This is a genomic window from Corallococcus sp. 4LFB (genome assembly GCF_046520365.1).
GTDB lineage: Bacteria > Myxococcota > Myxococcia > Myxococcales > Myxococcaceae > Corallococcus > Corallococcus caeni.
The window spans coordinates 1-12,298 of sequence record NZ_JBKGHJ010000251.1 but is presented as its reverse complement, the minus strand read 5'-3'; the positions used below and the strand labels follow the sequence as shown (position 1 = coordinate 12,298).

Here is a 12,298-nt window from a genome sequence, read left to right as displayed (position 1 = left end):
CCCGCGCCGCCGGAGCCGCCGGAGCCGCCGCCGCGCACGCCCTGGCCCTGGGTGCCGGGCTCGAAGCTGTCGCGCGAGCCGGGGATGTTCAGCGTGTTGCCCGTGTAGATGAGGTCCTTGTTGGTGACCTGCGGGTTGGCCTTCATCAGCGCGTCCACGGAGGTGCCGTAGCGCTTGGCCAGACCAGAGAGGGTGTCACCAGATTGGATGCGGTAGCTCATGGGGGGCTCCGGGAAGGGGAGCAGTGACCCGACCTCGGTCACCGGCTGCGATTGTTTCCATTCTCGCCGTTCAAGAACCCGGGTTGCGTCCCCACCTGCTTTTCACCGCAGGCACGCACATGGCGTGCATCCAGTGCACCCGGAGCGGAATCCCGGCCCCGAAACAGCCGCGCACCGGCGACAGGTCCCCGGTGGGCCGCCCGGGGAGGCCCTGTCGCGGTGCGCGATTCCCGGGGGATTTAGCGGCTCTGGCCGTCGTGCTTCTGGCGGGCGATGCGGCGGCTGAGGGCGTCCTGCTTCGCGTCGATGCGGGCGCGCTCGGCGGCGTCCAGGTGGCCGTCGTCCCGGCGGTCCTGGCGGATTTCACGCTGGACGGCGCGGTGCTGGCGCTCCAGGCGCACGGCCTCGCGGCCCGTGAGCTCGCCGCTCTTCACGCCCTGCTTGATGCGCTGCTGCTGGTTCACCTGCCGCTTGTCGGCCTCCGCGGCCACGGCCGGCAGCGCCACCGTCAGGCCCAGCACCGCCGCGAGCATCCCCAGTCCGTTGCGCTTCATCATGGTCCGTTCTCCTCGAGGTGCGCGGGCGTCGGTGCCCGGCGCGTCGTCCTTGAGGAAATGAACCCGGGATTCGCGCGGCGGTTGCGGGGGAACGCCTTGACGGGGTGCGTCCAGGTGGGTGGGGCTTATGAAAGGGGAAACATTCCGAGGGGATGGCGGCGTGCGCCACGCTTGAACGGGTGGGAGGGCCCGCGCATGGTGGCGGGGTGACGACCATTGCTCATCCCGACTTCACGGCGGCGCGGTTCACCAGCTTCCCGGACGCGCGCTTCACCCCGGCGCCGGCGGACGGCGTGCTGCCGGAGGGCTTCTTCACGACGACGAACCTGCCCACGTACGTGCGGGTGGACGGGCGGTGGCGCATGCCGCGCGAGCCGCGCATGGACGGCGCGCTGGTGCTGGACGCGCAGGGGGAGCTCTGGGTGCGCGAGGGCCGGCGGGTGCGCGCGGGCGAGCGGGTGGTGGTGGGGAAGGCGGAGGACGGCAGTGAAGGCGTCTACGTGAACATGGCCTACCTGGCGGAGGGCGGGGAGGGCGAGTTCAAGTTCATGACGAGCGAGGTGTCGCGCGAGAAGCCCATCGACTACGCGCACATGGCGCGGCTGCTGGTGGAGGAGCGCGAGCGGGGCGGCTATCCCATCTGGGTGACGGGGCCGGCGCTGGTGCACTCGCGGGCGCGGGCGGACATGACGTGGTTCGTGGAGAACGGCTTCGTGGGGGCGCTGCTCGCGGGCAACGCGGTGGCGGTGCACGACATCGAGGCGTCCATCTACGGCACGACGCTGGGGATGAGCGGCGCGGGCGAGGCGACGTCGGGCGGGCACGGGCTGCACATGCGCGCCATCAACCGGGTGCGGCAGGCGGGCTCCATCGCGAAGGCGGTGGAGGCGGGCGTCATCACCAACGGCATCATGCACGCGTGCGTGAAGCACGGGGTGCCGTTCGTGCTGACGGGGTCCATCCGGGACGACGGGCCGTTGCCGGACGTGGTGACGGACAACCTGGCGGCGCAGGACGCGATGCGCCGGCACGCGGTGAAGGCGACGATGGCGGTGCTCATCGCCACGGCGCTGCACGCCATCGCGACGGGGAACATGCTGCCGGCGTTCGTGACGGAGAAGGACGGCAGCCTGCGAGAGCTGCCCACCATCTGCGTGGACTCGTCCGAGTTCGTGGTGAGCAAGCTGAAGGACCGGGGCACGCACCAGGCCTTCGGCGTGGTGACGAACGCGCAGGACTTCATGCACATCCTGCGCCTGTACGTGGAGCGCGAGCTGGCGGCGCGCGGCGCGGCACCGAAACAGGGATAAGCGACGCGGCCGGGGGGTCGACGCGGCCCAACTGGTCCGACTGTCGGACCAGTTCGGGCGGCGCGCCGCTGGCGGGGAGTCCCCGCGGGACTCTCACTTTCTCAGCCATTCAGCGCCGGCTGAGCGCGGGAGCGGTCAGGGGCTTCCAGGCAGCGCTCGACAAGCCGCCCTCGGTGCCGAAGAGGGCGGAGTCCCCCTCCGGGAGCACCGCGTAGACGCGCGGATCCGCGAGCTTCGGCAGCGCGTGCACCTCGCCCGTGCCCGCGTCGAAGTACGACGCGCCGAGCAGCGTGCCCACCACCGCGCCCCCAGGCACCAGCGCCGCGGAGACGATGGCGGGGGAGGGCAGGCCGGACGCCGTGCGCACGCGGGTCCACTTCGCGCCGTCGAAGTAGCTGAAGCCGTCCTGGCAGGTGCCCGCGACGGCGCGCCCCTGCGCGTCGGTGGACAGCGCGGTGATCCAGTTGTCGGTGAGGTCGCGGCCGTCGTGGAAGCGCTGCCACTTCTCGCCGTCCCAGCGCAGCAGGCCCCGGTCCTCGCTGCCCATCCACAGGAAGCGGCCCGCGCCCTCACCCACGGAAGGGTGCTTGCTCCACTTCTTCGGCAGGGGCATCCGCTTCACCAGGGACAGGGGCGAGGCGCCGGGAGTGACCAGGGACACACCCCGGCCATCCACCAGCGCCACGCCGCCGTCGACCTGTGACACGTTGAGCACGGACAGCTTCCCCAGGGCCACGGGGTTGCGAGCGCCATACGCCACCTGCGTCCACGCCTTGCCGTCATGGAAGCCCAGGCCATACGTGGTGGCGACGTAGAGGTTCACGCCGTCGCTGGTGATGCCCAGCACCTGGTCGCTGGGGAGCGAAGGCGTTCGGACGGTCTGCCACTTTCCGTCCTCGCGCTGCCAGCAAGCGCCCCGGTCGAACGTGCCCACGACGAGCCGCCCCTGATGCCGGGCCAGCGCGGTGATGTGATTGCCGCAGAGCTGCCCGGTGGGAGTGACCCGGCGCCACCCCTTCTTGCCCTGGAGGAACACGCCGGAGGTCCGAGTGCCCGCCCAGCCTTCGCGCAACACGGTGGCGCCCCTGGGAACGCTCACGGCCTGGAGCGGCACGGACTCCGTCTCCCACGCGTGCACCTCGCCGTGACTGCCCACGATGCGCACGCCCTGCTCCGTGACAGTGAACGACAGCGGGCCCGTGGGCAGGTCGCGCAGCGCGGTGAGCCGCCCGCTGGCGCTGAGGGAGAACGCGCCCTCGGTGGTGCCCACGTCCACGCCGTCGCGCGTGTCGGAGATGAACCGCACCGGCCCCGGCAGGGACCACGCGCGCCCGGTGCCCAGCTCGAACAGGCGCCCCTCCGCCGTGCCCGCGAAGCGGGGCGAGAACGCCGTGTACGCGGGGCCCGGCGTCAGCACGGCGGCCAGCGACTCCAGCCGGCTCACGTAGTCCGGGGTGCTCGCGTCCTCGGCGGCGGGCAGCGCCTGCCAGCGCACGTCCAGCACCGGCGTCACGTGGAAGCGCGTGTCCAGCGACACGAGCCCTTCATCCGTGGCCACGAAGAGCCGGTCGCCCGTGGACTCCAGCGCGCGGCAGAAGTGGCTGGGCAGCCCGTCCTCCACCGTGAGCACCCGTACCGGACGGCCGGCCGGAGTGAACAGCTCCAGGCCGCCTTCGGTGCACGCGACGACGTGGCCGCCGAACGGCTCCAGGTCGTGCACGGTCTCGGTGTTGGTGACGGTGGCGGCGGCCAGGGTCAGCGCGGTGAGGGTGGAGAGCATCATGCTCCACCCCCACTGCGAACTCCGGGCCAGGGCCGTGTGTCTCCCCGGAGCCACACCCGAGGCCCGGGGCCAGCGCGCCTAGAACGACTCTTCCGCCAGGTCCATCAGGTCCAGGTTGCCGTGCTCCACCATGCGCGCGGCGTGGGCGATGCCGGGCAGCACCTCGTGGCAGTACCACCGGGCGCTGGCCACCTTGCCGCTGTAGAACGCCTTGTCGCCGGGGTTCGACTTCATCCGCTCCATCGCCACGGCCGCGTGGCGCACCAGCAGCCAGCCGATGACCACCTCCGCCACGGCGAACAGCACGCGGTTGCCCTGGAAGCCCACGTGGTAGACGGACTCGCCCAGCTTGCCCATCAGCGTGCCGAGCAGCGTCTCCAGGTGCCCCAGCGCCTCCGCCAGCGCGGCGCGCTCGGTCTTCAGCTCCGGGCCGCCCTCGTTGCCCTCCGCCGTCTCGCGGATGCGGCCCAGCAGGCCGGACAGCGTCGCGCCGCCGTCGCGCGCCACCTTGCGCATCAGCAGGTCCAACGCCTGGATGTGCGTGGTGCCCTCGTAGAGCGAGTCGATCTTCTGGTCCCGGATGTACTGCTCCACCGGGTAGTCCGTCAGGAAGCCCGAGCCGCCGTGCACCTGGAGCGACAGGGACAACAGCTCATACGCCTTCTCCGAGCTGTACCCCTTCACCAGCGGCAGCAGCATGTCGTTGAGCACGTCCGCCTCGCCCGCCGCCGTGGAGCGGTGGCCGCCCTGCAGCTCCACCTGGTCCTGCACGGACGCGGTGAACAGCGCCAGCGCGCGCAGCCCTTCCGCGTGGGCCTTCTGCGCCATCAGCATGCGGCGCACGTCCGGGTGCTGGAGGATGGTCACGCGCGGCGCGGACTTGTCGCGCGCCTTCGCCAGGTCGCTGCCCTGCACGCGGTCCTTCGCGAACGACAGCGCGCGGAAGTAGCCCGCGGACAGCGCGGCCATGGACTTGAGGCCCACCGCCATGCGCGCGTTCTCGATGATGTGGAACATCTGCCGGATGCCGTCGTGCACGTCGCCCAGCAGCAGGCCGCGCGTGGGCTTGCCGTCGCCGAACGTCAGCTCGCACGTGACGGACCCCTTCAGGCCCATCTTCTTCTCCAGCTTCGTGCACACGACGTTGTTGTGCTCGCCCAGGCTGCCGTCCTCGTTCACCCAGAACTTGGGCACCACGAACAGCGACAGGCCCTTGGTGCCCGGCGCCGCGCCCTCTGGCCGCGCGAGCACCATGTGGATGATGTTCTCCGCGATGTCCGACTCGCCGTTGGTGATGAAGCGCTTGACGCCTTCAATCTCCCAGACGTCGCCGTTCACCTGCCGGGCCTTGGTGCGCGCCGCGCCCACGTCGCTGCCCGCGTCCGGCTCCGTCAGCACCATGGAGCCGCTCCAGCGCTTGTCCAGGATGTGCGGCAGGAAGCGCTGCTTCTGCGACTCCGTGCCCAGCTTGTCGATGACGCGCGCGAGCAGGTTGCCCAGCGTGAAGAACGCCAGCGCGGGGTTGCTGCCCAGCAGCAGCTCGAACGCGGCCCAGCCCAGCGACGGCGGCGCGCCCAGGCCGCCCAGGTGCGTGGGCGTCTCCAAGAGGTGCATGCCCGCGTCGTAGTAGGCGCCCATCGCGGCCTTGAGGCCGGGGGGCAGCTTCACCTCGCCGTTCACCAGCTGGGGCGGGTTGTGCTCGGACTCGTCGAAGCTCTTCGCCAATTCCTGCGTGCACAGCTGGGCGAAGGTCTCCAGCGTCTGCCGGGCCGCCGTCTCGTCCAGGTCTCCGAAGGGGCCCTTGCCCAGCGACGTGCGGCCGATGTCCAGGAACTCGAAGAGGTTGAACTCAATATCGCGGAGGTTGGGCGTGTAGTGCAGGGACGACGACGACATCGGAAGACTCCTCGCGGCCTGGGCGAATGAAACAGCCCCGCGCCGGTGAAGGCGCGGGGCCGGAAACGGACCGCCAGGGTACCCGAGATTGATTCGCGGGTCAGTCACGCCGGGCGTGGATGACGCGCAGCGTCTCCCGGCGCTCGAAGCGGTTGCCGGCGGCGTCGCGGGCGACGAACACCAGCTCATACGTGCCGGCCGGCGTGCCCTCCGGGATGACCAGGGCCTTGGTGAAGCGCAGGCGGTCCTGCGTGTCGAGGAGCTGCTGGTCCTCGCCGAAGAGCTCGCCGTACACGCTGACCTCCTGCGTGGCCTCCACCGCGTCCACGTCCAGCGTCAGCGTGTCACCGGGGGCCACCTCCTTCTGGGAGAGGACGACGTCGAAGTCGTTGCCCTGGGAGTCCAGGCGGTAGCGCACCTCGCTGCGCTCCACGCGGCCGTCCGCCAGCTCCGCGATGATGAACACCGTGTAGTAGCCATCCGCGATGCCCAGCGGCACGAGGAAGCGGCCACGCCACGAACGGGTCAGCGAGTCGAACGTGAGGGGCTTCACCAGGCCGAAGGGGAAGTAGGCGGTGACGCGGCGGGCGTTGCGCGGGGCGCGCACGGAGATGATGGGGTCGCCGGGGGGGATCTCCTCGCGGCTGAGGGCACCCGCCACCATGCCGTCGGGGAGCTGCACGGGGACCATCTCGCGGACCGTCTCACCGTTGGGGGCCGTGCGCGCCACCTGCTCCACCGCGACGAAGGACGTGTAGCGGCTCATCAGGTGGTACTGGAGCGCGGTGTCGGTGATGCCCTGCACGACTTCCGGCGTCTCGCCGCGGTAGCCCTCCACGGTCAGCTCCTCGATGCGCTGGCGGGCCCAGAGGCTCTTGAGCGAGTCGTGCTCCGGGGCGACTTCGGGGAAGTGCACGGGCACGTCGAAGCGGCGGACCTCGCCGCGCACGCGGCCGGAGATGCGGAGGACGCCGTCACCGGTGCCGGTGAACCTGCCCACGAGGAACAGCGGCTGGCCGGCGAAGAGGTCCGGCACGGACTTCGGGTACACGTCGCTGACGGGCAGGCCGTCGGTGTCCACGACGAGGGAGGTGAGGACGGGACCGCGCATGCGCTGCTCGAACTCGCGAGCGACGTCTTCCTCCGGGCGGTTGAGGTTGACGAGGGTGGAGGCGCCCCGGCCCAGCTCGCCCATCTTGGTGATGAGGTAGCGGTTGGTGCTGGAGCCCACGCCGGCGGAGAAGATGCGCGTCTCTTCCCGGAGGTGCTCCTGGAGCGTGCCGAGCACCTGCTCATCCGCGCCGATGAGGCCGTCCGTCATGAAGAGCACCATGCGCAGGCGGGCCGGGTCGTTCGGGGGCAGCATGGCTTCGCGGGCGGCGATGTTCACGTCGGTGCCGCCACCGCCCCAGAAGTTGGCGACATAGGGCAGGGCGTTCTGGATGTTCTCCGGCGTGGCGGGGACGGCGGTGGGCGCGAACTTGGTCACCTGCGTGTCGAAGTTGAGGACCTGGAAGGTGTCCTCCGGCATCAGGTGGTTGAGCACTTCCTTGGTGATGGCCTTGGACTTCTCGATGGCCAGGCCGGACTGCGAGCAGGACGTGTCGAGCACCATGTAGAGCTCGCGAGGGACGATCTCCTGCTCGGTGGGGGACAGCTGCGGGTTGAGCATCACCAGGAAGTAGCCGTGGTCCGCTCCGGGGTCGCGGTGCATGAGGACGGCGGGGCGGATGAGCGCGTCGGCGACGACGTACTCCAGGGTGAAGTCCTTGTTGGGGATGCGGTCATCGCGGCCCAGGCTGACGGTGGCGCGGGACTGGCCGTCACGCTTCACGTCCACGCGGTGGGTGGTGGAGCGCAGCGAGTGGACCGGGAGGCCCGCGTCCAGGCGCACGGTGAGCTGGATGTCATGGCCGCTGCGCGTGTCGGTGAGCACGGGAGGCGTGATGCGGCTCGCGTCGGGGACGGTGGTGGTGTCGGGCTCCACGCCTTCGCCCTGGCGCGTGGGCAGCGGCTGGCCGCCGATGAAGCGGGGGGCGACGACCATGGGGAAGCTGAAGCGGTAGGTGCCCGCGTCGTAGGTGAGGCGCTCCACGTAGTGGATGCGGACGCGGATGGTCTCGCCGGGGAGGATGTTGGCGACGGACTGGGTGAAGATGTTGGGGCGCTCCTGGTCGAGCAGCGCGGCCGTCTTGCCCTCGGCCTTGGCGCGCTCGTAGGTGTCGCGGGCCTGCTCGCGGGTCTGGATGACGCCCTGGATGATGCGGTCGCCCAGGTGCATCTCCATGCCGTCCACGGCGGCCAACTCCGGCAGCGGGAAGACGTAGAGTGCTTCGAGGGGAGCGGTGTAGGGGTTCTCGAACACCTGCGTCACGGTGACGGACGCGAGGAAGCCGCTGACCTCCGCGTCCACCTCCGTGTGCTTGAGGCTGAAGGTGCGCGGCTCGGTGTCCGGGCACGCGGTGGTGGTGTCCGCCTGCTGCGGCTGCGCACGGAAGCGCGCCACGAGGGTGCCCTGGGCGACGCCCGCGGTGGGCGAAGCGGCCGGGGGACAGGGTTGAGCGGAGGCCGGGGCGGCCAGAAGACAGACGAAGAGCGCGGCGAGCAGGACTCGCATGGTCGGGAACCTTGGTTTCAGGGTGTGCCCGGGGACATTGCAGCCCCCGGGCCAACCCCGGTTCCCCTCTGGGAAGGCTGGAAGTGGGGGTGGCGGGAGACAGTCCGGGCGCGGGCCCGTGGCTCCAGGGCCACAGGGTCCTGCGCTACCAGGTGAGGGCTTCGGGAGCCGCTTCGAACAGGCGCTTCAGCTCCGGGATGAGCTGATGCTGGCGCTTCATCTCCCGCCAGACCGTGGCGTGCTGTCGGGTCTGGATGTCGTGCGCCAGGTGCTGGAGATGCTCGGGAGCGTGGCCGTGGGCACGGTCCTGGACGTATCCCCTGAGGTGCATCAAGAAGTCGCGGTAGGCGTGGTAGCGCGTGCGCGGGAGCGATTCACGGCTGTTGAGGCAAAGAAGATCGATGGTGTACTTCGCACGCTGGTACGCCACGGTGCCCCGTGCAGCAGTGGCGGTGAAGAGGAATGTCTGCCGGATCTCCAGGCTCATGAAGTCCATGGGATCTTCCACGCGAGGATCCAGCAGCACGGGAGTGCCAGGGACGGGAGGCACCACGGGGGCGTTACGTCGGCGACCCACGTCCGTATGGATGCCTGTTCCCTGAGCGAAGACCGCGAAGCGGTTGTTCTTGGGCCCGTTGCAGGGACCGCAGGCATACAGGTAGTTCATCCAGGCAAAGGTCAGCTCTGGATACAGTGCCTTGGGCCGGATGTGCTCCACCTCGTCGGCCAGTGAGTCCTCGCAGTAGGCACAGCGTTGGACGCCCACGGACATCTTCGACAGGGTCGCCTTGACGGTGTCGAAGGTCGGATGGCCCTTCCTGTTCAGGCTGCTGAAGCGTTCTTGCGCACGCTCGACGCGCGTCGCGTAGTCGGGGAGTGCGTCGATTTCCTGCTGGTAGCCAGTGAGCTGCGTCTTGGCGGGTTCCGGGAGCGGGAGATTCGGAAGGGGGATCAAGGCTGCGGCACCTCCGTGTCGGACGGAAGCGCGCTGGATGCAGTGGGGAGCTGCGCGCGCAGGTGCTGCTGTTCCGCCTGTTCCTCGGGGGACAGGCCCTGCGCGAGTTCCTTCTGGTTGAGGATGGCGAGCCGTTCGAGCTTCTCCAGCGCTTCGGGAGAGCGCAGGGGCACGTCGCCGAAAGCGCCGGTGCTGTAGGCATCCAGTACGTTTCCGTAGAGGAGACGGTCGAGCGCGACTCCCGTGACCATGCCTGCTTCTTCGTCGCTGCCCGGCCTGGGAAGGCGGAACACGCTGCCCACGGTCGCGGCCTGGCAGATTAGGGGGCTGTGGGTCGTGACGATGAACTGGAGGTTTGGGAAGTGTTCGCGGAACCACCGGCCCACACGGCGCTGCCACACGGGATGCAGGTGCGCGTCAATTTCGTCAATCAGGACGACCCCGGGGACGATGATGGTCGTTGGATCTCCGGGCGCGAAGATCTTGTCGAATCCATATGTCCGAGCGAGCTGGCGGATTAGCTCGAAGGTCATGCTCAGGATGGAGCGGTAGCCGTCGCTAAGGTTCTCGACCGGAACTTCGCAGCCGTTGCCGTCGACGAAGCGAACCCCATTGGAAGAGATCGATTCAAGATGGGCTTCGTTAGGCAGGAAGTCGGGCTGGTTGATGAACTGCTTCAAGGACTTGAGAATCTCCCCCTCAGGATCCCCTTCCAACTTCTTGAATTGGAGGAGCTTGAGCCACTCTAGGCATTCCGAAAGCGCAACTGACTCTCCGAAGACGGACAAGTGGCGAGCGAGCTTGGGGTTGGAACGGAACAGCTTCTCCTGCTCCAGATCTCCACCAGAAAACCGTCTGAATGGACCGTAAGACGCAGAGAACCAGCCTGGTCCATGCTTCGCGTATCCCAAATATTGTGAGTTCGTTTCAGAGCTGGATACCCCCTTCATCGTAAGGAAAGTCCTGACTGATTGGCGGTCAATTGGTATCGGAACCAAGCCAATCTGTGTATTGAGTGAACGAGGGCGAAGAGGCACATTCGGGCCTTCGAACTTGTCGTAACGCTCGTCCCAGCTGACTTTGAGCCGGATGTCACCTCTGTCCGCGCCCGCTCGAAGCCATTCGCTCCAGTCTTGGCGCAGAGCCACTGCTTCTTCTGTCCCAACAAGTCCGAGCGCGAGTGCCCGAAGGAACGAACTCTTGCCGGCACCGTTGTCACCAATGATGACGTGCCACCCGGGGCCCGGCTGATCCGGCAATGCCCACGTCAGCGACTCGATGGACCGGATGTTGGAGAGGTGGACCTCTTTCACGTACATGCGCCCTAGCTCGCCCGAAACAGGGGGAGGGGTCAACCACCTCTGCGCTCTGCGCAGTACCTGTGAACGCACGAAGGCCCCCGGACCGTGCTTCCGGTCCGAGGGCCTCGATTCTCACAGGGGCCTCAGCCGCCCTTGAGCTGGAGCGTGGGCACCGCGCCCTCACCGAGCACCAGGTGCACCTGACCCACCTTCGCGGCCAGGTCCTTGTACGCCTCCAGCTCCTTGAGCCGCACGAGCAGCGGGTTCTCCGCGAGCACCTTCGCCGTCTGCGCCATGGAGCGCGTCGCCGCCGTCTCCTCGCGCCGCAGGATGACGTTCGCCTCCGCCTCCTTCTGCGCCTGGATGACCCGGTTGAGTAGGTCCTTCATCTCCTTCGGCAGCACCACGTCCTTGATGCCGAAGCGCAGCAGCTCCAGACCCACGCCCTCCGCCCCCGACTTCACCTGCGCGTACAGCTCCGTGGACACCGCCTCACGCGCCGCGAGCAGCTCGTCCAGCGTGCGCGTGGACACCGCCTCGCGCGCCGCGAGCTGCATCGCCAGGTAGAGGATTTCATCCGGCGCTCGCGCCACCACCGCCAGCCGCCGCGCGTCCACCACCCGGTACGCCGCGGACAGGTTGAGCCGCAGTGACACGCGGTCCTTCGTCATCACCTCCTGGCCGGTGACGTGGAGCAGCTTCTCGCGCAGGTCGATGACCGCGAACTGCACCTTGCGCGCGACCGTCCACGCCGCGTGCCGGCCCGGCGGCAGCACCGCGTCCAGCACGCCGTCCACGTAGCGCAGCGCCACCGTGCCCTCCGTGGCCGTGGCCTCCACGTAGTCGCTGGCCGGAATCAGCGCGCGCACCTCGTCCCGCGGGGGCTCCGTCGCCACGCCGGACACGTCCACGCGCTCCACTCGCACCGTCGGCGTCTCCGGCCGACCGGTACGACCGGGCAGCCGCTGCGCCGTCCACACCTGGTGCTGGCCCCGTCCCAGCCACCGCACCGGCTGGCCGTGATGGAAGACCACCGCGCGCTCGTCCGCGCCCAGCTCCAGCACCTGGAGGTCCTTCTCCGGCACCAACGCGAGCTTCGCCTCGTCCAGCCGGGTGACGGGTGGCTCCAGCGGCACGCGCTCGAAGCGGACGTGCTGGAACGGACGCACCACCCAGTGCCGGCCCGGCCCCAGGTATTGCTCCGCCCGCCCGTTCACCACCACGAACAGCCGCTCGTTCTGCGCCACTTCCACCCGACCGATGCCCATGACACGTCACCTCGACGACAAGAAAGGAGTGCAGCCCGGCTGCTGGAGAAAAGGACCCCGCCGCCCCACGGGCGCGTCGCGCGAACAGACCGTCCGGAGCCGCGCTCATCCTCCCGAGCTTCCGCACCGGATGCCGGCCACGGACGGCGACCGGAGCGCTTCCGCGAACGGCACGGAAAGTCTCCAGAGGCCCTGGCGGCCGGCCAGTGTGCGGCGTGGGGAGGAGGACGCGGTGGACTCGCGTTGGCACCAGCGAAAAACGACGGGGTCCAGGCGAACGAAGGATTCGAACCTTCGACACCGAGATCTTGAGTCTCGTGCTCTACCAGGTTGAGCTAAGTAGGCCGCCAGAAGTTCCGAGACAAATTCCGGCCGCATGCCCAGCTTCCA

9 protein-coding genes and 1 tRNA gene are annotated in these 12,298 nt (G+C 69.1%); 1 reads left to right on the top strand and 9 read right to left on the bottom strand.

The features are described from left to right. Together ACLEQD_RS24665 and ACLEQD_RS24660 are read right to left on the bottom strand one after the other, a co-directional pair. Positions 1-221: LysM peptidoglycan-binding domain-containing protein (locus ACLEQD_RS24665; RefSeq protein ID WP_410387278.1), on the bottom strand; the 221-nt coding region annotated here is incomplete at its 3' end. A 239-nt stretch (positions 222-460) separates the two neighbouring features. Beyond that, a complete protein-coding gene (locus ACLEQD_RS24660; protein ID WP_410387276.1) occupies positions 461-778 on the bottom strand; it encodes a hypothetical protein in 318 nt (105 codons plus the stop codon). Between the two features lie 206 nt (positions 779-984). Here ACLEQD_RS24660 and ACLEQD_RS24655 point away from each other — a divergent pair, with 206 nt between their 5' ends. After that, a complete protein-coding gene (locus tag ACLEQD_RS24655; protein ID WP_410387274.1) occupies positions 985-2,088 on the top strand; it encodes a hypothetical protein in 1,104 nt (367 codons plus the stop codon). A gap of 109 nt (positions 2,089-2,197) precedes the next feature. Here the strand turns inward: ACLEQD_RS24655 and ACLEQD_RS24650 are convergent, their stop codons facing one another. From ACLEQD_RS24650 to ACLEQD_RS24620, 7 genes are all read right to left on the bottom strand, one after another. Continuing rightward, complete coding sequence (locus ACLEQD_RS24650; protein ID WP_410387273.1) at positions 2,198-3,871, bottom strand: hypothetical protein; 1,674 nt, start codon at positions 3,869-3,871, stop codon at positions 2,198-2,200. A gap of 78 nt (positions 3,872-3,949) precedes the next feature. Continuing rightward, positions 3,950-5,767 (bottom strand): acyl-CoA dehydrogenase, encoded by a 1,818-nt coding sequence (locus ACLEQD_RS24645; RefSeq protein ID WP_410387271.1) that lies wholly within the window; start codon positions 5,765-5,767, stop codon positions 3,950-3,952. A 100-nt stretch (positions 5,768-5,867) separates the two neighbouring features. Beyond that, positions 5,868-8,384, bottom strand: coding sequence for a VIT domain-containing protein (locus tag ACLEQD_RS24640; RefSeq protein ID WP_410387270.1), 2,517 nt, complete (start codon positions 8,382-8,384; stop codon positions 5,868-5,870). A gap of 145 nt (positions 8,385-8,529) precedes the next feature. Next, positions 8,530-9,339: a hypothetical protein gene (locus ACLEQD_RS24635; protein ID WP_410387268.1), complete on the bottom strand. Its 810-nt coding sequence runs from the start codon at positions 9,337-9,339 to the stop codon at positions 8,530-8,532. Continuing rightward, the gene (locus ACLEQD_RS24630) at positions 9,336-10,658 is read right to left on the bottom strand and encodes an AAA family ATPase (protein WP_410387266.1); all 1,323 of its coding nucleotides are present in this window, start codon (positions 10,656-10,658) and stop codon (positions 9,336-9,338) included. The genes ACLEQD_RS24635 and ACLEQD_RS24630 overlap by 4 nt, the downstream gene beginning before the upstream one ends. A 125-nt stretch (positions 10,659-10,783) precedes the next feature. Continuing rightward, complete coding sequence (locus ACLEQD_RS24625; RefSeq protein WP_410387264.1) at positions 10,784-11,908, bottom strand: slipin family protein; 1,125 nt, start codon at positions 11,906-11,908, stop codon at positions 10,784-10,786. Positions 11,909-12,179: 271 nt separating this feature from the next. Then, positions 12,180-12,257: transfer RNA gene (locus tag ACLEQD_RS24620), tRNA-Leu, on the bottom strand. Between the last annotated feature and the right edge of the window lie 41 nt (positions 12,258-12,298).